This is a genomic window from Scytonema hankhaensis NUACC26, assembly GCF_045865695.1.
Classification (GTDB): domain Bacteria; phylum Cyanobacteriota; class Cyanobacteriia; order Cyanobacteriales; family Nostocaceae; genus Scytonema.
Genome location: NZ_BAACAP010000217.1, coordinates 12,664 through 37,481 on the forward strand (window position 1 = coordinate 12,664; position 24,818 = coordinate 37,481).

At 40.6% G+C, this 24,818-nt stretch carries 21 protein-coding genes; 9 read left to right on the plus strand and 12 right to left on the minus strand.

Features of this window, described 5'->3' with window-relative positions; all coding sequences use genetic code 11:
* Positions 1-4 precede the first annotated feature (4 nt).
* The 4 genes from ACKTT2_RS29050 to ACKTT2_RS29065 form a co-directional block, all read right to left on the minus strand.
* Entirely contained in the window at positions 5-682 is a 678-nt protein-coding gene (locus ACKTT2_RS29050; protein ID WP_407893183.1) for a hypothetical protein, read from the minus strand.
* Positions 683-742: 60 nt separating this feature from the next.
* Positions 743-1,072, minus strand: coding sequence for an MgPME-cyclase complex family protein (locus ACKTT2_RS29055; protein ID WP_407893185.1), 330 nt, complete (start codon positions 1,070-1,072; stop codon positions 743-745).
* Between the two features lie 186 nt (positions 1,073-1,258).
* The gene (locus ACKTT2_RS29060) at positions 1,259-1,915 is read right to left on the minus strand and encodes an ester cyclase (RefSeq protein ID WP_407893187.1); all 657 of its coding nucleotides are present in this window, start codon (positions 1,913-1,915) and stop codon (positions 1,259-1,261) included.
* A gap of 176 nt (positions 1,916-2,091) precedes the next feature.
* Positions 2,092-2,814, minus strand: coding sequence for a pyridoxine 5'-phosphate synthase (locus tag ACKTT2_RS29065; RefSeq protein WP_407893189.1), 723 nt, complete (start codon positions 2,812-2,814; stop codon positions 2,092-2,094).
* A gap of 181 nt (positions 2,815-2,995) precedes the next feature.
* Here ACKTT2_RS29065 and ACKTT2_RS29070 point away from each other — a divergent pair, with 181 nt between their 5' ends.
* From ACKTT2_RS29070 to ACKTT2_RS29090, 5 genes are all read left to right on the plus strand, one after another.
* The gene (locus ACKTT2_RS29070; protein ID WP_407893191.1) at positions 2,996-4,420 is read left to right on the plus strand and encodes a hypothetical protein; all 1,425 of its coding nucleotides are present in this window, start codon (positions 2,996-2,998) and stop codon (positions 4,418-4,420) included.
* 31 nt (positions 4,421-4,451) lie between these two features.
* Complete coding sequence (locus ACKTT2_RS29075; RefSeq protein ID WP_407893194.1) at positions 4,452-5,495, plus strand: DUF1822 family protein; 1,044 nt, start codon at positions 4,452-4,454, stop codon at positions 5,493-5,495.
* A 182-nt stretch (positions 5,496-5,677) separates the two neighbouring features.
* Positions 5,678-10,360, plus strand: a complete 4,683-nt coding sequence (locus ACKTT2_RS29080) for an nSTAND1 domain-containing NTPase (protein ID WP_407893196.1) — start codon at positions 5,678-5,680, stop codon at positions 10,358-10,360.
* Positions 10,361-10,401: 41 nt separating this feature from the next.
* The gene (locus ACKTT2_RS29085) at positions 10,402-10,680 is read left to right on the plus strand and encodes a hypothetical protein (protein WP_407893198.1); all 279 of its coding nucleotides are present in this window, start codon (positions 10,402-10,404) and stop codon (positions 10,678-10,680) included.
* A gap of 223 nt (positions 10,681-10,903) precedes the next feature.
* A complete protein-coding gene (locus ACKTT2_RS29090; RefSeq protein WP_407893200.1) occupies positions 10,904-12,253 on the plus strand; it encodes a TMEM143 family protein in 1,350 nt (449 codons plus the stop codon).
* 225 nt (positions 12,254-12,478) lie between these two features.
* Here ACKTT2_RS29090 and ACKTT2_RS29095 read toward each other — a convergent pair whose 3' ends face one another.
* Positions 12,479-12,604, minus strand: a complete 126-nt coding sequence (locus ACKTT2_RS29095) for a hypothetical protein (protein WP_407893202.1) — start codon at positions 12,602-12,604, stop codon at positions 12,479-12,481.
* 65 nt (positions 12,605-12,669) lie between these two features.
* Here ACKTT2_RS29095 and ACKTT2_RS29100 point away from each other — a divergent pair, with 65 nt between their 5' ends.
* A complete protein-coding gene (locus tag ACKTT2_RS29100) occupies positions 12,670-13,014 on the plus strand; it encodes an antibiotic biosynthesis monooxygenase (RefSeq protein WP_407893204.1) in 345 nt (114 codons plus the stop codon).
* A gap of 371 nt (positions 13,015-13,385) precedes the next feature.
* Here the strand turns inward: ACKTT2_RS29100 and ACKTT2_RS29105 are convergent, their stop codons facing one another.
* The 3 genes from ACKTT2_RS29105 to ACKTT2_RS29115 form a co-directional block, all read right to left on the minus strand.
* A complete protein-coding gene (locus ACKTT2_RS29105) occupies positions 13,386-13,952 on the minus strand; it encodes a GNAT family N-acetyltransferase (RefSeq protein WP_407893206.1) in 567 nt (188 codons plus the stop codon).
* A 175-nt stretch (positions 13,953-14,127) separates the two neighbouring features.
* Positions 14,128-15,273, minus strand: coding sequence for an RNA-guided endonuclease InsQ/TnpB family protein (locus ACKTT2_RS29110; protein WP_407893208.1), 1,146 nt, complete (start codon positions 15,271-15,273; stop codon positions 14,128-14,130).
* A gap of 1 nt (position 15,274) precedes the next feature.
* Complete coding sequence (locus ACKTT2_RS29115; RefSeq protein WP_407893210.1) at positions 15,275-15,916, minus strand: IS607 family transposase; 642 nt, start codon at positions 15,914-15,916, stop codon at positions 15,275-15,277.
* A gap of 246 nt (positions 15,917-16,162) precedes the next feature.
* On the opposite strand from ACKTT2_RS29115, the gene ACKTT2_RS29120 reads away from it, so the two are divergent.
* On the plus strand, positions 16,163-16,444 hold the full coding sequence (locus tag ACKTT2_RS29120; protein ID WP_407893212.1) for a DUF7219 family protein: 282 nt from the start codon (positions 16,163-16,165) through the stop codon (positions 16,442-16,444).
* Here the strand turns inward: ACKTT2_RS29120 and ACKTT2_RS29125 are convergent.
* Positions 16,441-16,629, minus strand: a complete 189-nt coding sequence (locus tag ACKTT2_RS29125) for a hypothetical protein (RefSeq protein WP_407893214.1) — start codon at positions 16,627-16,629, stop codon at positions 16,441-16,443. The genes ACKTT2_RS29120 and ACKTT2_RS29125 overlap by 4 nt on opposite strands.
* A 674-nt stretch (positions 16,630-17,303) precedes the next feature.
* Here ACKTT2_RS29125 and msrB point away from each other — a divergent pair.
* Positions 17,304-17,735, plus strand: coding sequence for a peptide-methionine (R)-S-oxide reductase MsrB (gene msrB / locus ACKTT2_RS29130; RefSeq protein ID WP_407893216.1), 432 nt, complete (start codon positions 17,304-17,306; stop codon positions 17,733-17,735).
* A gap of 256 nt (positions 17,736-17,991) precedes the next feature.
* The gene (locus tag ACKTT2_RS29135; RefSeq protein ID WP_407893218.1) at positions 17,992-18,726 is read left to right on the plus strand and encodes a DUF1995 family protein; all 735 of its coding nucleotides are present in this window, start codon (positions 17,992-17,994) and stop codon (positions 18,724-18,726) included.
* 6 nt (positions 18,727-18,732) lie between these two features.
* On the opposite strand, the gene ACKTT2_RS29140 is transcribed toward ACKTT2_RS29135, so the two are convergent.
* From ACKTT2_RS29140 to ACKTT2_RS29150, 3 genes are all read right to left on the minus strand, one after another.
* On the minus strand, positions 18,733-19,620 hold the full coding sequence (locus ACKTT2_RS29140) for a DUF4388 domain-containing protein (RefSeq protein ID WP_407893220.1): 888 nt from the start codon (positions 19,618-19,620) through the stop codon (positions 18,733-18,735).
* Between the two features lie 295 nt (positions 19,621-19,915).
* Positions 19,916-22,879: a zinc-dependent metalloprotease gene (locus ACKTT2_RS29145; RefSeq protein WP_407893221.1), complete on the minus strand. Its 2,964-nt coding sequence runs from the start codon at positions 22,877-22,879 to the stop codon at positions 19,916-19,918.
* Between the two features lie 1,059 nt (positions 22,880-23,938).
* Positions 23,939-24,532 (minus strand): MarC family protein, encoded by a 594-nt coding sequence (locus ACKTT2_RS29150; protein WP_407893223.1) that lies wholly within the window; start codon positions 24,530-24,532, stop codon positions 23,939-23,941.
* Positions 24,533-24,818 lie beyond the last annotated feature (286 nt).

A 24,818-nucleotide genomic window follows, 5' to 3' on the forward strand; every position in this document is an offset into this window, starting at 1 on the left:
TTAATTACTGTAAGCGTACAGCTGAGCGTAACAGCAACACTTTGCGACTATCTACTAGTACGGCAGATAAGCCTTGTTCGCTTAGCTTTTGCAATGTAGTGTATGCCTCTTTTTGGTTATTTGTGTAAACAGCTAACAGGTAAGGGCGTTGTCCGTAAGTAGCAAAACCTACATCTCCTCCTACCACTTCCTGGACTTGATTGGCAACTTCTGGGCGGTTATAGTAATCGACTAATACCGCATAGCCCTCTCCCAATCGTTCTGGTTTATAACTGACTCTTTCCCTTTGACTAGTGTTTGGAGATGATGCTGACGCTTGTGCGCTATCTGTTGGTCGAGTCGTGATGATCGCAGATAGCCCAACAACACTGCTGATGTATCTTGCCCAGCGATTAGCATCGTCTATGCTGCGAAATCCACCTATCCGCGTCACTGTATCTTTTAGATACCTACAAGTAGTTGTCTTGATTTCTCCTGGCAATGCACGACGCAACTGATTTTGGTTATTGGATGTGGGACTGATAACCAATAAAAGATACTCACCTGCACTAGGAGGTTGACAGACAGGCGCGTTTTGTGCTTGAACGATGACAGAATCTAAACCAGCGATCGAGCCGCCAAATGCTAGCAATAAACTACCGAGCAAAGATTTTGTTAATGTCCGGGCAATAGCTTGATACATGATTTTATTCTTTTTTTCTCATTCAATAGTACAAAGACGCGCCATGGCGCGTCTTTACATTTAGAATACGGTCGCAACAGATGCCAAAGCATCAGGGATGTCTGGGGAAGGAGCTTGAAATTCGCCTGTAATGACGTACTCTAATCTTAACTTCAACCAGGAAATAAATTGAGAGTCAGTAGAAACAATTGCCACGGCTGGTTGAGGACACTTTGCCTTAATGGCTGCCATTTGAGGTGCTTCTAGAAAAGCAGGTTGCTTCACCACCCAAAAATCTATTTCTTTTTCTTGTTCGTGATAATGACGGGTTCGTTCTTTGAGAACTTCCTCCATGGGTTCTTCTTCAAGTAAAAATCGTTGACTTGCCAAAACGTAATAGTATTTTTGCATTTTTCGTCTTTGTTTGATGAATGAAATGACGTATAACATTAGGGATTGGGGAACTCGGGGTCCCCTCCTTGTTGAGGGGCGATGGGGAACTCGGGGCCCCCTCCTTGTTGAGGGGCAATGGGCATTGGGGATTGGAGCAATGTATAATAAATTCTTTCTTATTTCCTAGTCCCTAATCCCTAGTCCCTAATCCCTATTTTTACCAGCAGTTAACTTTTTCAGAAACTGACTGTTGTCAAAGTAGTGTTCCACGGAGATAATTTTTAAATCATCAGTGACACGAGCGACGCTCATACCGACTATCTCCACTGTCTCCCCTGTTGAGGCATAATCTTTGTATGAACCGCTAAAAGTTCCCCAATGTCGCCATTTAAATGCTACGTTGGGAGGGCTGGAGAAAACCTCTAAAACTTCCCACAAAAAACCCTTGGGAAATGCGGTGCGGAAGAGTTTTCCTGAAGATTCAAAAGTTTCTTCCGAAGCTTTGTAAGCTTCTGTATCTGGCATAAATAGATTATAAGTGCCTGCCTTTATTACATCTGATGCTGTGTATTCTACACCTCCATTGCTACTCATACGAAATTGTTCGTTGACAACAGATAACCACTGAGAGGGGTTAGTCTTGAAAGATGCTTCCATCTCAAAGGTTCTCACCAAATTTTGAACAATTGCTTCAAGCGAACCTTCAAAATGCTTGGCAGTGCTTTCTTTTGCCAGACCAACGTTCGATTCAGTGTAATCTGGTGGAGTTTGAAAACGCCATTCAGCGTCACCACTTTTTGCTATAACTGTGTCTCTGTCGTGTACCCAAAGAGGAAGGTTGTTAGATTGTTCCGCGTTCATAGAAATTTGAATTCCGATTTAACTTGTGAAATACAAACAAGTTTCTGGATTTTCGCATTGACAACCCCTCTATTTCAGTTATTAATTGTCATTTGTCATTGGTCATTGGTCACTGTTCACTGGTCAGGTGGTCAGGTGGTCACTGTTCACTGGTCAGGTGGTCACTGGTCAGGTGGTCACTGTTCCCCTCGTATGGCTAGTTTCATTTCACGGACTGCTCTTTCCATACCCACTAACGCAGCGCGACTAACAATGGTATGCCCGATGTTAAGTTCTTCCATACCGGGAAAAGTGGCAATAGGGAAGACATTCCAGTAAGTCAGCCCGTGACCTGCATTAACTCGCAATCCTGCTTGTATTGCTTGTTCGCATCCTTTAGCTAGGAACGTTAACTCCTGTTGGCGACTTGTTTCACCTTTAGCTTCAGCGTATCGTCCAGTGTGGAGTTCAATAAACTGTGCCTGAATTTTGGCAGAAGCTTCAATTTGTGAAGGTTCGGCATCGATAAATAAACTAACTGGAATACCAGCGCCTTGCAGTTTATCGGTCACTGCTTTCATTCTATCAATTTGACCAACAATATCCAGCCCACCTTCTGTGGTGACTTCCTCCCGCTTTTCCGGAACTAGAGTAACATAATCGGGTTTGATGTCTAGGGCAATAGCTACCATTTCATCTGTAGCTGCCATTTCCAAGTTGAGATGAGTTCTGACCGTTTGACGCAATATGCGTACATCGCGTTCTTGAATATGCCGCCTGTCTTCGCGCAGATGCACGGTAATACCATCTGCACCTCCTAATTCTGCAAGCACCGCCGCAGCTACGGGGTCTGGTTCTACTGTCCGCCGCGCTTGTCGAATGGTGGCAATGTGGTCTATATTTACACCAAGTGTAGCCAACCTGAGTCTCCCTGTTGATAGTTCTCAGGTCTTGATTTTACTGGAAATCGTTCGTTTGTAGTTGGATCGCTTTTCTATACTCACTTCCCAATCAGCAACTGCATAAGATAAAAAGAACAACATTTATATCTTAATGCAACTGTAGAATTAGGTCAGTTCATCATAAGAGAGCATACAAGCTATGGGTGCTTCATCTAGATACTGGAAAATTTGGCGGATTAATCCAGCCAGCGAACAAGCGAGGCATAAACTCTTCTTGGTTCCTTTGGCACAGGATTTTTATCACAAACAGTTGCCACATTCCCAGAATGGAGATGTGGAAACAGCACTTTACGCTTTTTTCTACAATCAAAAACTTGAGGTGGATGACAAAAATCGTGCTGTTGCTGGGCTTTGTCTCAGATGTTATATTTCTGAGCCTATACTAAAAGCTTGTCAAAAACTTGACAATTTATTTGGGACAGAAAAGCATTTTACATACCAAGATTTGCTGCCATTTGTTCTTAATGATGATGGTGAAAGTCTAATGATTCTGGATAAAAGTGGCAAAAATCAACTGCTTTTAGATAAAAGCGGTCAAGCTAAGACAGCAAGTTTTAAATTCTTTTCTCTGAGGGTTCTGCAAACTTACAAGCCAGAGTCTCAATCTCGGATGAGCTTGGAGAATTGGGCTTATTTACAAACCCGACAAAATCCAGAGCTAAAAGAGTTTTTATCAGAATTTGGTTTTCAGCATCTGAGTGATTGGGCGCTGTTGAATCGTGCTAGACCTAAACAACTAGAACGTTTATCACAACGCGAACGTCATTTGGTAGAAGTTTTTCATGCTGTTTATCGTCGCGATCGCCAACAGCAGCGTTCTTATCAAACGAGACGATGCCCCGATCCTACTAACGCTCAACAGCAAGAAATGGTAGCTCAGTTGCAACAACGAAATGTTATTATTAATGACTCAATGGAGTTAATTAAAGAACTCAAATTGGTTGTTGCACAACTCAGGCAGTATGATATCTGGAGCCATAGAGAATCAATAGAAATTCAAGACCCAGAAACTGGAGGTTATACACTAAGAACCGATTTACCTTATGAATCCTTGAGCGAACTTGATGTGGAACAACGAGAACTTTTGGAGTTCTTACACGAGCAACTACAATTAGCTTTGCTAATAGCGATTAGAGAAGAAGTTCAAGCGAGTCTTAGCCGATTGGAAAAAAGCAAAAAGTATGCACCTCTAGCTAAACAGTTCATTCCTGGATTAAAATTATATTACGGTCAAGGATTAGCTCTTAAGGAAATCTCTTCTCAATTGAGAATGAGTAGCTGGGATCAAGCAAGACGAATCTTGAATCCGGGCGAACTGTTAAATAAAATCCGCTATGTGACAGTTCAAAAACTGCTTGAGAAAATTTTACATAAGGCGAAGGAAAAAGGTTTAACTCAAATTCCTCCACAACCAGATTATCTTACAACTCTCTCCGAACAAATAGAAGCTTTTGTTGATGAAGAAATTTTTCAAAAAGCATCGGAAGAAATTAGAGTTGGGAAAAATCGTTCCATGGATAGTGTATACGCACAACAACTTATTCAATACTTAGAACAGCAATAAACACAGTCTAAAATGAGGAGAGAACTTAATTATGTCCCACCTGTCAATCGCTCCAACTAGTATCAGGTTGATTTTGCCGGAAAGTGTATGGTTGGAACCAGAACACTTTCATCAAGCAATTCAAATAAGTAACCAAAATAATATGAATGAAGCACAAAAGTGGCAATTTTATCTTAATAGCTTGGGATTATTGGGATTTGAAGAATGGCTAAACGCACGCCTTCCAGAACAACCTATTCAAAAACAAACTCGTGTCATTGAAACTTGTGCTCAACTTCAACTTGCCGAATTTAAATTTTGCGTGATTTCTACCGAACATTTGCTTGATGAAATGGTAAGTATACCAGAAGATACCATTTACCATCCCGAACAAGTCGCTCATTTTTATGTCCTGATGGAGGTTTCGGAAGAACAAGAAGAAGCTATTCTTAGAGGATGCTTGCGATACGATCGCCTAGTGACTTATTGTACTAGCGATCGCTTACAAAATGGCTCTTACCAATTACCACTATCAGTATTCGATCCAGAACTCAACCATTTGTTATATTACTATCTTTACTTAGAACCTAGTTCTATTCCTTTACCCGTGGCTTCAACCGAAAAGGTATCAGACAAGATATTAACATATTTACATGAAACAAGCACTAAATTGAGCCAATGGTTTCAAGGTGTTTGCGATGAAAGTTGGAAAATAATCGATACTATGCTCGAGCGCGAAACCAATTTAGCATTTAATACTAGGCAAGCTCAATCGGGTATTAAGAGAGCTAAGTTAATTGACTTAGGCGTGCAACTAGGCAATCAAACAGTAGCTTTGTTAGTTAATATCACAGAAGAACCTGAAGAAAAATTAGGTGTTTTGATTCAGTTACATCCTACCAATGGAGCAAGAGTCTTACCATCTGACATTAAATTAACACTATATTCTAAAGCTGGAAAAACTCTTCAAGAGGTTACCGCTAGAAGTCAAGACAACTTCATTCAACTCAAGCCATTTAAAGGCGAACAAGGAAAGCGTTTTAGTTTAGAAGTTAGTCTCGAAGATGTAAAAGTTAGAGAGTACTTTGAATTGTAAAACAGCTTTCTCAATTCGCTTACCTACGCATTGCATAGAATTTCCTGCATCCTGTTTCTCTATGCTCCTCCGACACTCAAAGCTTTCACCGAACTCTATCTTATTTACGTAGCAGGACAATGTAAGGATATGGTATAAAAGGAAAACCCATTATAATCTTGGACAATCAAGTGCATCTTTGAATGAGCAAGTCGATTGTTATTAATTTAGGTCAGGGTAGCTTAGACCAAGGATTTCCAAGAGTTACTGTTCAGCTATGGGGGGTAGAATATGCTCTTCCAGAGCAATTTGTTGGCGGCTTACCCCCTGCACCAGATCTTGTTGAACTTTGTAGAAATTGGCAATCAATCTACCAAAATATTTGCAAACGCAAACAATGGCGTTCTTCACCAGTAGATGACGAAGATGATGAATTAGAAATTGATGAAGGTGCTGTCACCAACGTCTCAGTATTAGATTTTCATAGCGTAAGTAGCAGAATACAACAAAGAATGAATGATTGGTTACAATCCCAAGAAGTTCTTAAGATTAGCCAACAATTGCGGTCTGCACTTAACCCGACAGATGAAATTCGAGTCATTATTCAAACCAACGACCTACTGCTAAGAAAATTACCATGGCATCGCTGTGATTTCTTTCAAGATTATCCTTTAGCAGAAATTGCTCTTTCCAGACCAGAATACAAACGCACTCGAGTCTCGCAACCTAAAGTCAAGAGAACAAGAGTGAGAATTTTGGCGATTCTGGGGAACAGCTATGGGATCAATTTGGATAAAGAACGTCAATTTCTTAACAATTTAGCTAATTCAGAAGTGGTATTTCTTGTCAAGCCCTCAAGGCAAGAATTAAATACACACCTTTGGGACTCCACAGGCTGGGACGTTGTATTTTTTGCTGGTCACAGTCAAACCGAAGGTGAAACTGGCAGACTTTATATAAATGAAAACGAAACCAATAACAGTTTGACGATTGAACAGTTAGAAGAAGCACTCAAAGCAGCGATTGAAAAAGGTTTAAAGCTAGCAATTTTCAATTCTTGCGATGGTTTGGGATTATCTTTAGCGCTGGAAAAATTAAATATTCCCACAGTAATTGTCATGCGGGAACCAGTACCCAATTATGTTGCTCAAGAGTTTTTTAAACATTTTTTAGAAGCTTTCGCTATTGAACGGCATTCTTTGTATCTCTCGGTACAACAAGCACGCCGAAAATTACAAGGTTTGGAAGATGACTTACCTGGTGCTTCTTGGTTGCCAACAATTTGTCAAAATCCCGCCGTCAAACCGCCAACTTGGCTTACTTTGTCTGGAAGACCGCCGTGTCCCTACCGTGGTTTATTTGTATTCAGAGAAGAAGATGCACACCTATTTTTTGGACGGGAAAGGTTTACCCAAAATTTAGTGACAGCCGTGAAAAAAAAGCCATTTGTGGCTGTGGTTGGTGCTAGTGGAAGTGGTAAATCTAGCGTTGTCTTTGCCGGATTGATACCTCGTTTGCGTCAAGATACAAATGTGAATTGGCACATTATCTCTTTTCGTCCTGGAAATAAGCCAATAACAGCCTTAGCAGAAGCTTTTGCACCTTTGCGTGTCTCGCAAGCAATCGACAGTGACAGATTTCAGAGTGCGGGATTAAAACTGACAACGCAAGCAAATTATCAATTGGAAGCAGGTTTAAATTCTCCGAGTGAAAGGAATTCATCCTTTTCTGATGAAAATCTCCGTTCCCTGGTAAATTTGGAATTGGAACTGACACTCGAACGCGACAACAGTGCTTTATACAAAATAATTGAAACTTACATTCAACAAAATTCTGGAACTCGCTTAGTACTCATTGTCGATCAATTCGAGGAACTCTACACCCTTTGTCCCGATCGCGAACGCGAGCATATTCTAGACTTATTACTTAACGCCTGTACTCGCGCCCCCGGATTTACTTTGGTCGCAACTTTACGCGCTGACTTTTACGGCTATGCTCTTTCTTATCGCCCTTTGAGTGATGCTTTGCAAGGAGCAGTTCTTAACCTCGCGCCTATGTCCAATGAAGAATTGCGCGATTGTATTGAAAAGCCTGCAGCACATATGCAGGTGGAAGTAGAAAGAGAATTGACAAATAAGCTTGTTTGTGCATTAGAAGGACAACCGGGGCGGTTACCTCTGTTGGAGTTTACGCTAACACAACTTTGGTCAAAACAAACTGACGGCTTGCTGACTGTTGAGGCTTATGAGGAGATTGGTGGTGTAGAAGAAGCGTTAGCGAATCATGCAGAGGGAGTATACAGCCAACTTTGTGAAATAGACAGACAGCGCTCGCAACGGGTATTCATGCAGTTAGTCAAGTTAGCAGAAGGTGGCGAAGTGACCCGGAGGTTAGCGAGTCGCGCTGAAGTCAAAGAAGAAAACTGGGATTTAGTCGCTCACTTAGCATCGAAGCGTTTGGTCGTAACAAATCTTAAAGGGCAGACCTATTGCGAAACAGTAGAAATTGTGCATGAAGCATTAATTAAAAGCTGGGGGCGCTTGGAATACTGGCTGCAAATGGATGGGGAGTTCCGTAACTGGCAAGAAAAGTTGCGAGTGGCAATTCGTCAGTGGGAGAGTAGCAATTTAGATGAAGGAGCACTGTTGCGAGGCAAACCCCTTTGTGATGCAGAATATTGGCAAACAAAACGATGGGAAGAACTGAGTGCAAGCGATCGCAATTTTATTCACTCTTCTCTAGAATTGCGGGAACGTGAAGTCAAACAACAAAAGCGACGACAGCAGACTACTATTCTAGGTCTTGCTAGTGGTATGGCGATCGCATCAATCCTAGCTGCATTTGCTGGGTGGCAATGGCAAAAAGCTCGAATTAATGAAATTCAGGCAACCACGAAATCTTCACAAGCTCTATTTGCCTCCGATAGAAGAATGGATGCCCTCGTAGAAGCACTGAAAGCAGATCGAAAATTACGAACAATTGGCATGAGTATCCCACAAATAAAAACTCAAGTCGATCTAGCGATGAGACAGGCAATATATGGAGCCAACGAATATAATCGCTTAACAGGACATGGAGCTAAAGTACACAAAGTGACTTTCAGCCCAGACGGTCAGACTATCGCCACAGCTAGTGCAGACATGACAGTCAAACTGTGGCAGCGAGACGGTCGTTTGCTCGCAACTCTTACCGGGCATAAAGATGCTGTCTACGGAGTCGCTTTCAGCCCGGATGGTAATACCATTGCTTCAACAAGTGAGGATAAAACACTCAAACTGTGGAAGATTGACGGCACGTTACTCGCAACTCTCAAGCATACATCTGAAGTTTATACAGTTGCATTTAGCCCAGACGGGGAAACCCTGGCTTCTGGAACTTGGGATGGTAAAATTTACCTGTGGCGGCGAGATGGCACTTTGTTGTTAACCATTCCAGGTCATACAGAAAGCGTTGATGCTGTGGCATTTAGCCCTGATGGTCACACCATTGCTTCCGGTAGTTGGGACAAAACAGTAAAACTTTGGAGGCGAGATGGCACTTTAGTCACAACTCTTCAGCATAATGATAAAGTTTTAGCGCTCGCGTTTAGCCCCAACAGTCAGGCGATCGCCACAGCGGGTGCTGATAAGACAGTGAAACTTTGGAAAAAGAATGGTTTGGGAAGTTTTGAAACACGTCCCTACCGAATGTTGCACGGTCACGAGGGTGAAGTTCATGGAGTCGCCTTTAGCCCCGACAGTCAGAGACTTGCTTCTGTTGGTTGGGACAAAACGATCCGACTTTGGCAGCTTGATGGCACTGAGATTGCCGTACTCAGAGGTCACAGTGGAATCATTTGGGGCGTGACTTTTAGCCCACAAGGTAATACAATCGCCACCGCTTCTGATGACAAAACTGTGAGATTGTGGCGGTGGAAACATCCTTTACTCACTGCATTCAACGGTCACAGTGCTGCAGTTCATAACGTAAAGTTCAGCCCGGATGGGCAGTTCATTGCCACTGCTTCCGAAGACAAGACAGCAAAACTATGGAGGTCTAATGGTAAAACCGTGACAACATTCATCGGTCATAACAACGCTGTATGGGATATTGCGTTTCATCCCAATGGTCAACTCGTCGCCACAGCTAGTTGGGATAAAACAGTGAAACTCTGGAAGCGAGATGGGACTTTCATAAAATCTCTTGTCGGTCATCACTTATATGTCAATGCAGTCGCTTTTAGCCCTGACGGTCAGATGTTAGCATCTGCTTGTGATGACAAAACAGTAAAACTGTGGAAACCCAACGGAACTCTAATTTCCACTCTCACCGGTCATACCGATGAGGTGTGGGCTGTTACCTTTAGCCCGGACAGTCACAGAATTGTTTCAGCAAGTCGAGATAAGACGATGGAGTTTTGGAGACGAGATGGAACTCTCATAAAGACTGTGAATGTGGGTTCTCCGGTGACCTCAGTTGCTTTTAGTCCCAACGGTCAGTTAATGGCTACAGGAAGTTGGGACAAAACAGTGAAACTGTGGAAACCCGATGGGACTCTCGTGAAAACCCTCACTGGTCACGAGGGTGAAGTTTTTGGGGTTACCTTTAGTCCCGATAGTAAAATTATTGCCTCAGCAAGCGGCGATAAGACTGTGAAATTATGGAGGACAACAGATGGAAGTTTGCTAACTACTTTTAAGGGACATAATGCGATCGTTTGGAAAGCCGCGTTTAGCCCCGATGGTGAAACAATTGTCTCTATTGATGAAGATAAAAGAGTGCTTTTATGGAATTGGAAACAATTTCTCCAACAGGATGAACTTCAAGTTTACGGCTGTCAGTGGTTAAGAGATTATCTTCGCACAAACACCGATATCCAATCCAAAGATAACCCTCTCTGTTCTTAAATTTGAGTCGTTTTTTAGTTTGATTAACTTAGGAGGACAACATGAATATTAGGGTTGCAAATCTACCTTTACAATTTACAGAGCAAGATTTAAAGAATTTGTTTGCTGAGTATGGAGAAGTTCGAGAAATTAAATTTTTGTTGGAAGCTCAAGTAGAGGTGAACTTAGAACATCAAGAAACTGAAAATAGTGTTATTGAAAAACTCCATGGTAAAGAATTTAATGGCAACAAACTTTTAGTCTGTGCTGATGAAGAAAATGATAGAGGGTTAAGACCAACAAGTCATGGCTCTGGCGGTCAACAACCAAAACCTAGATAACAGACAATGAGGCTCCGCCTCGACCTCCTGCACGTGGAGGCAGAGCCTCGAATTCTGCATTCCTAGCCTCTGGCTAGGAACGAGTTTATGAAGGGTCTAACCCTTCACGAATTGACCAACTGTCTCATTCTATTCGCCCAGGACTTTTCAAACATCCTCTCAAGGAGTTACAATTCCAAAGCAAAAGTAGCATTATGAAATTTATCTGGCATAATGTAAGATTATGGCAATTTATGAAAATCGAGAAGCATTTATTCCCTACCGTCGTATCGATATTATTGAACTTTGCCTGCAAGATGGTTGTTTAAATGCGGTTGATATTGAAAAGTTTAAAGATTTTTGCCAAATTTTAGCCGCATACTACCACTTTCGCTTTCACAAAACCTTAGAAATTATCAAAGATAACTACGTACCATTCAATCCTAGTGCAGATGTTCAATCATTGAATGAACCAACTTTTGACCAATATGACGCGATGGAATCAAAAGTAGTTGATTCATTTCATTACATTTTAGAAAGAGCTAATTATATTCCTTTACCTGAATTAATTGTAAAACAAGCATTAAATAAGAAATCTTTAATCGATTTAAAAACTCAAGTTGATTTTGAAGACTTCGAGCGCTTTTTCTGCTATTATCAAGGCGAGACTACCAACACAGTTCTTTTCAAAAAGCTATTCTTTTGGCAAAAAGAAAAAATTATTGAGACTTTTGAACGAATTGTTTTATTGATTAAGTTTAAAGAAGTTGCTTATTTTCGCAAAAAGAAAATTAAGATAGAAGAATTAAACTTTACACCGGGCAAAATGTATGTTTACTTCTATAAAAATATTCCAAAACTAGATATTGACTTGCTCTTTCCCAATGTTGTCACGAGTATGACTTGGAAAGACCGCTTGCTATTTGGCATTCCTGCTATTGGAGCAGCAATTCCCTTGCTTTTAAAAGCATTACCAAATCTGTTATTACTTATAGCTGCTATTTTGTTAGTTTTTAATGCAAAGTCTTTACTGATCTCGTTGGGTTTGGTTGTAGAACAATATAAAAGCCAAAATGTCATGCCCATTCTAGTAGCAGCACTATCATTAGCGATCGCTTTAGGGGGTTTTGCTGTTCAACAATATAATAATTACAAAAATAAAAAAATCAAATTTCAAAAAGACGTAACTGATACCCTATTTTTTAAAAATTTAGCTAATAACACGAGTGTTTTTCAGATGTTGATGGATATTGCGGAAGAGCAGGAGTGTAAGGAAATTATTTTAGTTTATTATCATCTTTTGACTAGTCAAATTCCTCTAAATCCACAACAGCTAGACTCCCGAATTGAAAGTTGGATGGAGAAAAAAGTTGGTATCAAAATTAACTTTGATATCCATGGTCCTTTAAATAATTTAGAAGAAATTCGTGGCAAAGTGTTGGGAAATAGAAAGGAAGTTGATAATATATCTGAGATTCCTCTACTGACTTACGATCGCCAGGGTTTTTGCCACGTTCTGTCTTTAGATGATGCGAAGACTGTTATCGATTATGTTTGGGACAATGCTTTTCAATACAATGGAATTGCTTTGTAGCAGTCCTTGTCTTGCGGACTTGGTTTGTATAGCCGCGACTTCCAGTCGCCTTAATTATTCTCTCTAGAGCAATAAAAGAGTTTGTCTGTAAAAGAATTATCTGCACAAAGTAAAATAAATTGTAGTGAGGATGATACACCACTGATACCATTTCACCAAATGATTGCTATACACGATCCCCCCTAGCCCCCCTTAGTAAGGGGGGTTGGGGGGATCGCATTTGTCTCAAAGATATAAGGAATCGGTATGAGACATTCTTTCTACTGGAGTGCTTGGATTTGTCAAACCAATTAGTGACCAGTAACCGTTGCGATCGCCCACTTGTCGCATTCTAGTTGAATTATTCAGCATAAAATGAGTAATCAATAATTATCTGCGTTCATTTGTAGTTAAAAAGATTTTCCAGGAGAAAACCTATGTCAGATTTTCAAGATTTTCTAAGACACCAATTTGCATACGTCGCCATAGGAGAATTTAAACCGGGTAAATTTGAAGAAGCCAAGCGACTCTACGAACAAGCAGTAGCAACATATACTCATGGCTTCAAAGGAGCATACCTTCTACAAGAACCAGGAACCGACAAAGGAATCGCTGTGATTTTTTGGGAAAATGTTGAAGATATGGACACTAACCATAGCGAAGCTTACGATAACATTCTCCATGAAATGTCACATTTGTTTGTCAAACCTCCAACAACTTTTTTCCATGAAGTTGTCTGCGAGATTCAGCCAAAAGTAGAACAAAGTATTGAAAGCAATTAAAAGGAATCCTTAGTTGGAGCCTCATATCACACAGAATGGTGGATTCTATCCCAATATTACTCGCTTTGGGAGCATCCCAATTTGGAACAAACACCAAGAGCGATTGAAATCGCAGCTATACAAACTAAGTCCACCTTCGTGGACTAATATGAACAGGACTTACGCAACCTCAACGGTATTTTAGGGATTTCACGCTTTGGAGATCCCTCCATCTCCCCCCAACCCCAGAGGGAACCCCTAGCCCCCCTTAAAAAGGGGGGCTATGCGTAAGCCCTGATGAAGTCCTTGTCTTGCGGACTTGGTTTGTATAGCAAGAGAATTCTATTCTGAGGGTAATTTTGCACTCGTAGGGATGCTCCCCTCGCTTTTAGCTAAACATTCCGAATCTGCATCTGTATCCAATCCTTCTCTAGAATCGCGTACAGCAACCTATCTCGCCATTCTCCTTTTATCAATTCATACTCCTGGAGATAGCCTTCCTGTCTCATGCCAATTTTTACTAACACCCTTGCAGAAAGATTATTCCGAGGATCGCAAGTCGCAAAAATTCGATGCATTTTCAACTGCTGAAACCCAAACTCTAAAAGTTTTTGACTAGCTTCCGTTGCATAGCCCTGTCCCCAAAATTTCTGAATTAAAGAAAACCCTATAGAACCTTCTGACTTATTGGGATCTGTGATGGAAATACGACAAGTACCAATGAATTGCTTATCTTCTTTTAAAGCGATCGCAAGGGCAAAATTCTGACGGTTTCTTTTTCGGTGAGCTTTAATCTCTGTCTGGAGGTAGTTCTTGGTGTCGTCTTCAGTATTGGGACCAAAAGGTAAGTAACGAACGACTTCTGGATCGGAAGCATAGCTATGGATTCCTTGCCAATCTGATTCTACAAAGTCGCGGAGTATAAGACGTGGAGTTTCTAGAGGAAGATGAATACTCATGACAAAGATGGTGCATTTAATGGGGAACAGGTGCTCTTTGTTCCGTTATAAAAGGCTTACCCAAAGTTACCCAATGCTAGACATTTATCGTCATTGGTCTAGCTGAACTTTGGAACTTAATTCCTGCTTCACTCTGGCGGTGTCGGCACTCAACCAGTCCACAGGCTCACACTGCCTAACTAGCAGCAACGGACGAATAGTTTCTCAGGTTGATGGCAGCGTTTAAATCTCTGTCGAGACTGACACCACAACCACAATTGAAAACTCTTTCTTTAAGAGAGAGTTCTTTTTTTAGAGTTCCACAATTAGAGCAAGTTTTGCTAGATGGGAACCATCTATCAGCAATGACAAGCTTTGAGCCATATAGCTCGCACTTATAAGTTAGCTGTCTCCGAAACTCAAAGAATCCCATGTCTTGAATGCTTGCTGCCAGTTTGTGATTAGCCATCATGCCAGATACATTTAAGTCTTCAATAACTATCACGCCGTGGTTCTTAGCCAATAGTGTGGTTAACTTCTGCAATGTATCTTTTCGGATGTTGGCTATCTTTCTATGCAGCCTAGCTATTTGCATTTGGGCTTTTTTCCAGTTAGCTGAACCTTTAATTTTATGGCGATTCAACCATTGCATTCTAGCTAACTTATCTTGGAATTTCTTATAAGATTTAGCTCCTTCGATAATCTCTCCTGTGCTGAGAGTGCAAAGATTCAAAACACCAAGGTCAACACCTACAATGCTATCTGAAGTCGTTTCTTCTAGTTTCACGTCAAATCGGTAGGAGATAAACCATCTATCAGCTTCACGACTGATTGTCACTGATTTTGGTTGAAAATGATGTGGAGGAACTTTATTAGGAGACTTTTTCTTTTTTCGAGGACAGTGTGTTGGCAAACACTCGGAAGTTTTCAGCACTCCTATTCTAGGAACTTGAATTTTGTGACTTCCTAAAATTTTAATGCTTCCTTCGAGAGTGAAATTATCGTGCTGTCCTTTCTTTTTGAACTGTGGAACTCCTTTTTTATTTTCAAAACAAGACTTCCATGCAATTCTCAACGCTCTCAGAGCGGATTGTGGTGTAGATTTAGAGCATTCGTAATACCAGGGGCATTCAGGTTTTACTAATGCTACCAACCATTTATGTAAGTCAATCGCAGTAGGAAACTTGATTTTTTCTGTAGGATTAGCCTTATTCCAATCAAGTATTTGTTTGGTTAAACCTAATCCCCAGTTCCATGCGTGGCGTGCTACACCACAATGTTTTAGTAACTCTGTACGCTGTTGGTTATTCAGTTTTAATTCTGTTTTAAAACCTAACAGCATTCTATTTCACCTCGTTTACAACTTGAGTCATACCGTCAATTAACTTCTTGTTTTTCTTACTACGAGAACCGTATAACCGTGCTGAGAACACAGTGATAAGTTCAATCATGTCTTGCACTAACTCTTGCTCAAAAGTGATTTCTTCATTGGTTTTATTGATAATAACTACTTCAGTTTCAAACTCTTCACACATAGCAAATACAAGCTCTGCACCAAATCTTAATAGCCTGTCTTTGTGAGTTAGTACTAATCTGGCTACATCTCCTTGCATGATGCGTTTGAGTAGCTTTTGAAGTCCTTTTTTCTGGTAGTTCAAGCCACTTCCTAAATCTTGAATAGTTTCAAACTGCCAACCATTAGCGCTGCTAAAAGCTTCTAAGACTTGTGCTTGACGTACTAAATCTTCTTTCTGGTCGTAGCTTGAAACACGAGCGTAATTAATGGTTATGCGTTCATCTAGTTGCTTTAAATCTCTAGGCGTTATGCGTTTAATGTCCGCTAGATAAAATCTTCTTTGTCCTGTGGGTGAACGCTCGGATTTAATCTTCCCTGAATCAGCCCAACGTCTTAGAGTTTTTGTGGAGACACCTAATTCTTTTGCTGCATCTCCAATACTAATCGTCACTTCTGATGTACTCTCCATATCAACTCAACTGATATAGACTACAGTACTATAGTTACCCATTTTAGAAATTATGTCAATGGTTGTCTAATAATTAATTTACAGAAGGTATCCCTCTGAAATAGTTTAGTTTGTTCTGGCTCTGAAAAGTAGCTCCCGTGGTGTCTGTCACATAATTTAAATTTAAGTGTTATATTTACGACTTTGGTTAACAAAAGATTAAGTATAATAGAAAAATAACCACACAATGGGGAGGCAAACAGATAGATGGAACAATCAAACGACGGAGACAAAGAAAATTTTCTCTACCCTCGGGGTCGCTATTACGGTCAAGTCAAGCCTGAAAATTTAGTTTTTAACGCCAATCTTCAAGAATTTGCCCAAAGAGTGGGTATCATAACCAGTTTAGAAACATCTGGGAAACTTTCGCCTGAAGAAGCTTACAACCAGATTAAAGTGCTGTGGAAACAGTTAAAGCGTAGTAAAAAGGAACTGAGAATTGGTGAGGAGCCGCCGAACGACACAGAAACTCCACCAAATGAACCCTAAAATGGCTCAAAGTCATTCTTAAAAACCTCAAAATCTTTTGGAAACAGCGATACCACTATACTTTCTGCGGCATTTTTGTCGTCAACTCGGATAAGCCAACGTTCTTGATTGCGCTCGCCCAAACCTTCTTGACCGCAAATTTCCCCTATTTTTCCAGCCACATATGCTGGACGTAAAATCAGCACCTTGTCTCCTATTTTGGGGTTAATAGCACTCCTCACTGAAATAATACAAAAATTTATACCCGTAAATTCCGAAGAATTTAATAACCTTGTCTTAATCTTATCTTAGTTTGTACACAAGTTGGATTTATCTTTCTCTTAGTCGTCCCTTATAAAGGCTACGGTGTACAGATAAGTCTGAAATAGTTTACGAGTCGAGGTTTTAGCGTTGTTTTTACCCCACCCTAACCCTCCCCTTGTAAAAGGGGAGGGAATAAGAAATCTAGTTTTCCCCCTTTCACGCGGGGGGATTAAGGGGGGTAAATTCGACTTGTGTCTACACCGTAGTAGTAAGGGGAGGGTCAGGGTGTGGTAAAACACCAGCTCATGGTATGAAGCTTTTACAAAAGCTATAATTTCATATAAGTTTTTACCACAAGCATTTAAGCTGTTAATATTAGTAAAAAATAGAACATTCTTATTTTATTTTAAAAATATATTAATATTTAATTTCAATAAAATAGTTATTTTGAAATCAAGAATTTTTTGGAAAAAATTACCTTGTTAATTATTTACAACGCAAATAGCAATGCTTACCCTACAAACTTTTGATGGGTAATACCTACCCTACAGTTCTTAAAATTTTGCTAAGAATGATTTAGGATTGCTATATACATATAATAAGAGAATCAAAAATTATGACAACTTCAAAAAATAGAGAGTTTGAAGTCAAGAAAACCGAACAAGAATGGCAAGAAAGTTTGACTCAAGAGCAATATTGCGTACTCCGCCAGCATACGACAGAGCGTCCTCATACAAGCCCACTGAACAAGGAGTATGCTCAAGGTACTTATTTATGTGCTGGATGCGGTCAGCCACTCTTTGTATCAGGTACTAAGTATAACAGTGGCACTGGTTGGCCTAGCTTCTTTAATCCTATTGAAGGTGCGATCGATATATCTGTGGATAAGTCTTTATTTATGACGAGAATGGAAGTCCACTGTAGTCGTTGTGGCGGGCATTTAGGTCATGTCTTTGATGACGGTCCCAAACCTACTGGCAAACGCTATTGTATTAATGGCGTTGCTCTAAAGTTTATTCCGGAGTCAGAGTCAACTGTTTCCGAATAAAATCAGCTTTACTCCCCTCATTTGACCTTTCATCTCTCGTTCCTAGCCTCTGGCTAGGAATGCATTCTTAGAGGCTCCGCCTCCCGATCCTATAAAGCGAGGCGGAGCCTCTGGGAAGTCATTCCCAGGCGGAGCCACCGGATCGAGGTGGGGGGTCAGACCCATCAAGTACCAACAGCATCCTTTAAGAAGTCAGGGATCTTGCAACCCCATCTGTTGCTAAGATCTAAAGTCTTAAATCAAAAATTTATTTAATATGGCAGAACTTCCAAACAGTCTTGAAGATGCGATCGCTCAAGCTCGCGAAGCAACGAAAGCAGCACTAGTAGATGGATGCAAGCGGATACAAATTGACTTTTTGTTTCCAGAACTCAAACCAATGCCTGTGGCAGAACAATTTCTGTCGGTTTTTGCAGAGTATGGGTCAAAACTCAAGGTTTTCTTTCCCGATGCTGGCGGAGCAGCCCTTGCGAGTCGGGAGTGGACGGATGTGCCATTTAAAATTTTTGACATAGGCACTGGCAAATTATCTTTGGAGAAAAAGATCGAGCCGGAAGACGAAATCTTCTTCCTGATTGCTCCTACTGTAGTGGAAGTAGGAGAAGTCGAGAAGATGGCTCAATTGGTAGGGGATCGCCCCATCGTCATCTTGAATCCGCGCTTGGAAGATTTAGGGGCGGTGGGTATTGGTTATGCAGCAAGACAGTTACGCGATCGCTTTATCAGTACAATTGAAAACTGCTATTATCTTCGCCCTGTGGATAATGAAACAGCAGTCTTTCGCTGTTATCCCAGTCAATGGGAAGTCTGGTTAGAAAACTCTGGGGAGTATCAAAAAATTGCCGAACTCCCGAAAAAGCCCTCTGGAGACGAACTAGATCTTATCCTAGCTCAACAAGGTTCTGCATCTGGAACATCAGGTACACAAGTTCCGAAAAAGCCCAATATGTTCAAAAGTTTGCAGCGTTTCTTACGTGCTTTAAGGAATTAAACTGACCTAAACTTTAACTCTTAAAAAACTCATGAGATTTTTTAGAAAAGACTGACTCACAGGAGGTTTTTGCTGAGAAATCTCTGGGAGTATTTCTGGAGGAGACATTGTATGAGTTATTGTGGGAGTTAACTCTTCTATGGAACAGGTAGGATTAAAAGCAGACATGAATTGTTCTTCGGCTAGACCTACAACAATCAGCCGAAAAGCAATCTGCTGCACAACTTCCACAGGAACTCTCAAATGTTTGGCAATTTTTTGTAGAGAAATATTACCATTGACAAATTCCCACACTTGCCATTCCCGAGCATCAAGCTGCATATCTAGCTGTTTTGAGACTAAACCTGTTAGAGCAGAAGTAGGGTCTGGTAACTTTTCTGTTAAAGCACTCCAGTCTTTTAATGCTCGCAATCCCATGAGAGTTGTCTCAGTTGCAGGCATACTCAACCCAGTCATTTCAGCAAAAGGTAATGTTTCTGTAGAATTCATGGGACGAAACGTAAACAGCCCATCTTTAACTTGAAACAACGCACAAACTTGGCGCAGAACTTGGGAATTAAATAACAGTTTCAGTTGTTCGGCTTGCAACAAACCTTGAGACTTTAAACACAATCCCATGGGTGTATTAATCGGGCAAATTTGAACGACTCTAGAGACAACACGTTCCGTCATCCATCCCCGTTGAGCGATGGCTAACATTAACCCTTGTCGATCTAAACGATCGGATGCAGCAATAACACGACCTTGATGTAACCAGAGGTGATGAACTCTCATTTTTTGATTGTTGTCTTCAATGAGAACTTCTATTGTTAGCCGTCCTGTTTTGTGTCCTTGTTCCAAAAATTGGAAAAGTTCGGATAAGGAAAAGTCTGCTAAGTTACCCGCGATGCCCATAATTTTTTAAAATTTTGTTTAAAAAGTTGTTGGTTATTAGTAGTTAGTTGTTTGTTGTTGGTTGTTATACTCGATTATGCTTTTTGAAAGTTTCAATATCAAACCGAGCTATTACGTAAATATTTAATTTGTTACAAATGTTTATCATGTATAGGTCTTGTATTTAATTTTTGAAATATACGTAGTAGGTAGGGCTATGCCACACAAAAGCGTTATGTGGTGGGCATTGCCCACCCTACTAACTAACCCCTCAATTAAAGTTTATGTGGTGGGCAATGCCCACCCTACTAACCTCTCAATTTGCCTCTAACTGAGCATTTAGAGCTTTGTTGATTCTGTCGCGTGTTTCTAGCAAATGAGCCTTGGTGTAATCATCGTTGGAATTTGCTCCATCCAGTTTTTCATTTAATTGTTTCAATTTATACCATGCAAGCGTGCGAGCATCTTCTGGGACATTCTTCTTCCGCAATACCATACTCACTAAAAGGTCGAGATATTCTCTTTGCAAACCCCGTCGCAAACTAGATATTTTGATGGGTTTACCGTTTGGTTTGAGGACTTCACTCCAAATCCCAGTTTGTAATGTATCGAATAGTTCTGGTAAAGTCAGTGCTTTTTCGGTTTCGCTTTTCAGTTCGAGGTCTTTAAGACGAGAAAGGCGATCGCCTGAAAGCAAATCTGTTAACACGGAACCTTGCATGAATAACACCAAATCGTGGATTGGATAATCCAAGCGACCAGTTCGGGGTGCGCTTCCCCAGTGACGCCAGCGAGAAGGTGCTAATTTATTCAGTAGTTCTGGTGGAAAAATTAAAGCATCTTCAGCAAAAACGTATTTTTGTAAAATTTCTAGTGCTTGCCGTTGCTGTACGATGGGTACGGGTTGAAAGGGTAGTTGCCCTTGGGGATTACTGGGATCGACTCTGTAGAAAGACTGACCGCCAATGTATTTTGAAATATAGTAAATATTCTGGACATAATTACTAAACACGGTGCCAAATCGTTCTTTGACATCACTAAAACTTTCACCAGCACTAGGGTAACTCTTGTTAAGGCGTTCCCACATAAACCGTGCATTATCCAACTGTTCCTGAGAATATGCTAGAACGTTACTGCTATTGTCCCATGCATTAGAAGTTGGGTCGAGGTCTAAAACATCTTCGTCTGTGGAGTAACTCAATTCGGGTTTGTAAGACTCACTAGCCATTTTGTCCAAGAAGGACTTTTCCGCAGTTGTGGATGCAGCTGGTAGGGGTGTGTAACCGTATTGAATGACCCACTCATCATAAATCCCTACCATGCTAGGAAAATAATCACCTTGCTTGGTTCCTCTAGGTGCAATGTTAGGTGGAATGTAGTCCATCACTGATGAGATAAGACCTTTACGGCGAGTAAGTTCCATATTGTTCATTTGTTCGGGAGCGAGCAAAGTACTTCCACGGAAGTTATGCCTTAACCCTAAAGTGTGTCCGACTTCATGAGCAATAATAAGACGTAAATACTGATGAATATAGTTTTTTATTTGTTCGCTACTTGGAGGTGTGTCTTGCAGCAGTGACATTGCCATGGAACCAAAAGCAAATTGGTTGGCTGCTTCCATTCCGTAGCAAAGATCGAACGTCCCTGCTAATTGTGAGAGACGGTTACCAAATCCATCTGTTGATGCATTTTTGTCAGGAGTTTCATTATTTTTAGCGTCTAAGCGATTGTTACATAGAAGACGTTCTTGCATCAATGCTGATAGAGGAGTTCGGGCTTGTGTTTGGTTGGGTTGGACGATTTTGCGATATTCACCCTTCAGTGCTCTGATGAAGCTAGCGTCAACGAGAATATCAGCATCTAAAATTTCTCCAGTCAAGGGATTAACACGAGATGGTCCTAAAGCAAAATAACCATCTACCGTGTTAATCCATCGTATGGTGTTATAACGTATATCGGCTGGATCCCAAGTGGCATCATCTGGCATTTGACGAACTTGAATGGCATCTTTGAATCCAGCTTTTTCAAAGGCTTTATTCCACATCAAAACGCCTTCTTTGACAGCATCTCGGTACTCTAAAGGAATTGCGTTATCAATCCAGAAAATAATAGGTTTTTCAGGTGGTGAAATAGCTGCCTTGGGATCTTGTTTTTTGAGATTCCATCGGTTGATATAGCGGACGAAGGGTTCTTTGCGCTCGTCATCGGACAAGTCTTGGTACGCGCTAATAAAATAACCGACTCGTTCATCGGCTAAACGCGGACGATAACCGTTGTCAGGAAGTTGAGAGAAACTGTAGTGAACGCGCAAGTTAAATCCACGGCTATCTGCTAGGGAAGCAAACCGGAACATGCTGCTGTCGCTACCGCTCGTACTGGAAAAATTTAAGACTGACTCAACTTCCATGTTGAGAGGGAAGGCTTTGGCATTCCCAAAATATGATTTATCTGTGCTTGGAGAAATTCCCAAACCATAAGATAATCCTGCTAAATCTGTAAGTAAGAGTTCGCCTAAGTCTATAAGTATGGTTTTGCGTTGTGGATGGATACTTTTGATTGGTATAGAGTAAAGAACTGAATCGCTGAACGAGCGGGCGAGCGATCGCTGTTGGGGATCTCCTTCACGAGCGCGAAAATTCACATTCCGAACTACAAATTGGATGTTTTTATTCGTCCGTTGAAAGTAAAATAAGAAATCTTGTAAGGGCATACCACTATAGATTCCAGCTTCACCGATGCCAGATTCCAATGTTGCTGTAGCTAAGTAATTTTTACTTAATTGATTCGGATTAATTTCTAGATATATCTTATTCTGTTCTTTATTTCGGTATAGTGTGAACAATCCTTGAAGTTTTTCAGTATCTTTAACTACTTTGTCAAAGGCTTCAAATTCCTCCTTCGGTGCGGGTTTTGCAGTAGTACCTGCTTTTTCATCGGGTTCTTCGGCTTTATCTAAGTTTTTCTGTAGTTGTAGAAGAGGTTGCTGACCGACTTTTTTGGTATCATTAACAACCCAAGTAAAAGGTTTGCGTTGTGCTTGCGGCTTTTTTTGGTCGAGAACCCAGACTTGGTTTTGCTTTAACCCCGTGCGAGAGGATGTGTCAAGAATGGATTTATCAGTATATTTTGTAGTAGATAAGACATCAGTATCCTTCACAGATAACCTATCTACCACATCCGTTACCCGCGTTACATCTGGTTTGCCATCCGTTGCTCTAGCAGATGACATTCCCAAAAATAAGCAATGCAACAAAACAACGTAAAAGGTCAATTTTTTCATTCAATCTATCTCCAGTGTTGCTCCCATCTACTCTGTTTAATACGTGCCCAACAAAGCTAATTTCGCTTCACCTTAGAGGCGATCTGGAAAATATCCGTAGCTGCTGTACGCCAGATAGTCAAATTTCTGGAGTCAGTTGCTTAACTTTGTTGCTGTGTCTTACTGTAATATTTTTCCCAATAATGGCTTCTGTCTCACATAATACGTATTATTTTTTTCAGTAATCACCTGACTAGTGACCAGTAATCAGTCACCAGTGACCAGTGACCAGTGACCAGTGACCAAATTTTAGTTGTTGAATAATTTTCCGTGGTAGTTTAGTATAAAATATAGACCTACTTTAAATTTATCTCAACTTTGGCAACTTTTGGAGTCAGCGCCAAAAAACTTAGTATGCCAAGGATATTGGAAGCTACATCTCTTAGAGGATGTTTGAAAAGTCCTTTTATTAGTAGCAAAAAATTCAAGATCCCCCTAAATCCCCCTTGAAAAGGGGGACGAGTGAGAGTATTCTCCCCCTTAAAAAGGGGACGAGTGAGAGTATTCTCCCCTCTTAAAAAGGGGGACGAGTGAGAGTATTCTCCCCTCTTAAAAAGGGGGACGAGTGAGAGTATTCTCCCCTCTTTTTAAGGGGGACGAGTGAGAGTATTCTCCCCTCTTTTTAAGGGGGACGAGTGAGAGTATTTTCCCCCCTTTTTAAGGGGGACGAGTGAGAGTATTTTCCCCCCTTTTTAAGGGGGGCTAGGGGGGATCGATAAGTACCTAAAATCACAGCCAACTACTTTTCAAACAACCTCTCAATGTTAAAAAAATGTCATTATTAGTAACAATTCATGAAAAATAAGATAAAAGATTTTATATTTCGCAAAGCGATCGCCCTAGATTTCCTTGAAAAGGGGGACGAGTGAAAGTATTTTTCTCTCTTTTCAAGGGGCGATCGTCCCTCGCTAACATTTTAAGAAACGATATTACATTTCTTGCAGCAAATGTAAAAAAGAGAGCCTGTCCGATGATGTCCTAGATGTCAGAAGTTGTTTGGATTAAAAGTATCAGTATGAGCTACGTCAAAAATAATTCTTTAATCCCCGTACTCCCAATTTCTATTGCTAGTGCAGCTAACAAGAAACCTAAAAGCTGAGTAATAATTACCTCTCCTTCCGCGCCAATCCATTTATCAATATAAATTGATAAACGCAAAATCAACCAACTCAGAAACATTGCTCCCACAATACCTGCAATTACACTGAGGTGTGGGCTAGGAGATTCAGACATAAGTAGCATTACTGTTGAGAGTGTACCAGGTCCCGCTAGCAATGGCAAAGCTAATGGCGTGATTGCAACATCGCGATCGCGATCGATAATTGGTGTATCCATATCTCCTTGGAGCATTTGTAAAGCAATTAACAACAGCAGCAATCCTCCTGCTACTCGCAAAGATCCCAAACTAATATCCAAGTAACTTAAGATAAATCTACCGCCGAAGGCAAAAACTAAAAGAACTGCTATTGCTATCAAAATAGCTTTGTCTATAACTTTGTTTCTGTCATCTGGTTCCATACCCTTAGTTAAAACCAACAGTATGGGTATATTTCCTATAGCATCTGCAAGCACAAAGACAGCAAGAAAGGTTTTAAGTAGAATAGATGTGTCCACACTAGGTAGCTCAAACCAGGTTACTCTAACAAAGGTACTTGAATTAGGAGTGCTTTCACTCAATCTGTAGGTTAAAAAATTACCTTAACAAAGTATGATATTACTAGTTTTTTCTAGAAATCCTAGATGTCAGTGAAGCACTAGGTATAAAATTTAAAAATGCGTCTGTACAAGTTGATTTTGAAGAAATAGAAGAATTTAAAAAAGTCGCTGATAAATGGCGTAAACGGCAACAAGAAAAGAAAAATATTACAAGCTCAACTTTATCAAACCAGAGTCATCTCGA

What these genes read in the sequence shown, in the direction of transcription:
- ACKTT2_RS29050 (WP_407893183.1), bottom strand. Translation starts at nt 682, where the DNA reads ATGTATCAAGCTATTGCCCGGACATTAACAAAATCTTTGCTCGGTAGT.
- ACKTT2_RS29055 (WP_407893185.1), bottom strand. Translation starts at nt 1,072, where the DNA reads ATGCAAAAATACTATTACGTTTTGGCAAGTCAACGATTTTTACTTGAA.
- ACKTT2_RS29060 (WP_407893187.1), bottom strand. Translation starts at nt 1,915, where the DNA reads ATGAACGCGGAACAATCTAACAACCTTCCTCTTTGGGTACACGACAGA.
- ACKTT2_RS29070 (WP_407893191.1), top strand. Translation starts at nt 2,996, where the DNA reads ATGGGTGCTTCATCTAGATACTGGAAAATTTGGCGGATTAATCCAGCC.
- ACKTT2_RS29075 (WP_407893194.1), top strand. Translation starts at nt 4,452, where the DNA reads ATGTCCCACCTGTCAATCGCTCCAACTAGTATCAGGTTGATTTTGCCG.
- ACKTT2_RS29080 (WP_407893196.1), top strand. Translation starts at nt 5,678, where the DNA reads ATGAGCAAGTCGATTGTTATTAATTTAGGTCAGGGTAGCTTAGACCAA.
- ACKTT2_RS29085 (WP_407893198.1), top strand. Translation starts at nt 10,402, where the DNA reads ATGAATATTAGGGTTGCAAATCTACCTTTACAATTTACAGAGCAAGAT.
- ACKTT2_RS29090 (WP_407893200.1), top strand. Translation starts at nt 10,904, where the DNA reads ATGGCAATTTATGAAAATCGAGAAGCATTTATTCCCTACCGTCGTATC.
- ACKTT2_RS29095 (WP_407893202.1), bottom strand. Translation starts at nt 12,604, where the DNA reads ATGCTGAATAATTCAACTAGAATGCGACAAGTGGGCGATCGCAACGGT.
- ACKTT2_RS29100 (WP_407893204.1), top strand. Translation starts at nt 12,670, where the DNA reads ATGTCAGATTTTCAAGATTTTCTAAGACACCAATTTGCATACGTCGCC.
- ACKTT2_RS29105 (WP_407893206.1), bottom strand. Translation starts at nt 13,952, where the DNA reads ATGAGTATTCATCTTCCTCTAGAAACTCCACGTCTTATACTCCGCGAC.
- ACKTT2_RS29110 (WP_407893208.1), bottom strand. Translation starts at nt 15,273, where the DNA reads ATGCTGTTAGGTTTTAAAACAGAATTAAAACTGAATAACCAACAGCGT.
- ACKTT2_RS29115 (WP_407893210.1), bottom strand. Translation starts at nt 15,916, where the DNA reads ATGGAGAGTACATCAGAAGTGACGATTAGTATTGGAGATGCAGCAAAA.
- ACKTT2_RS29120 (WP_407893212.1), top strand. Translation starts at nt 16,163, where the DNA reads ATGGAACAATCAAACGACGGAGACAAAGAAAATTTTCTCTACCCTCGG.
- msrB (WP_407893216.1), top strand. Translation starts at nt 17,304, where the DNA reads ATGACAACTTCAAAAAATAGAGAGTTTGAAGTCAAGAAAACCGAACAA.
- ACKTT2_RS29135 (WP_407893218.1), top strand. Translation starts at nt 17,992, where the DNA reads ATGGCAGAACTTCCAAACAGTCTTGAAGATGCGATCGCTCAAGCTCGC.
- ACKTT2_RS29140 (WP_407893220.1), bottom strand. Translation starts at nt 19,620, where the DNA reads ATGGGCATCGCGGGTAACTTAGCAGACTTTTCCTTATCCGAACTTTTC.
- ACKTT2_RS29145 (WP_407893221.1), bottom strand. Translation starts at nt 22,879, where the DNA reads ATGAAAAAATTGACCTTTTACGTTGTTTTGTTGCATTGCTTATTTTTG.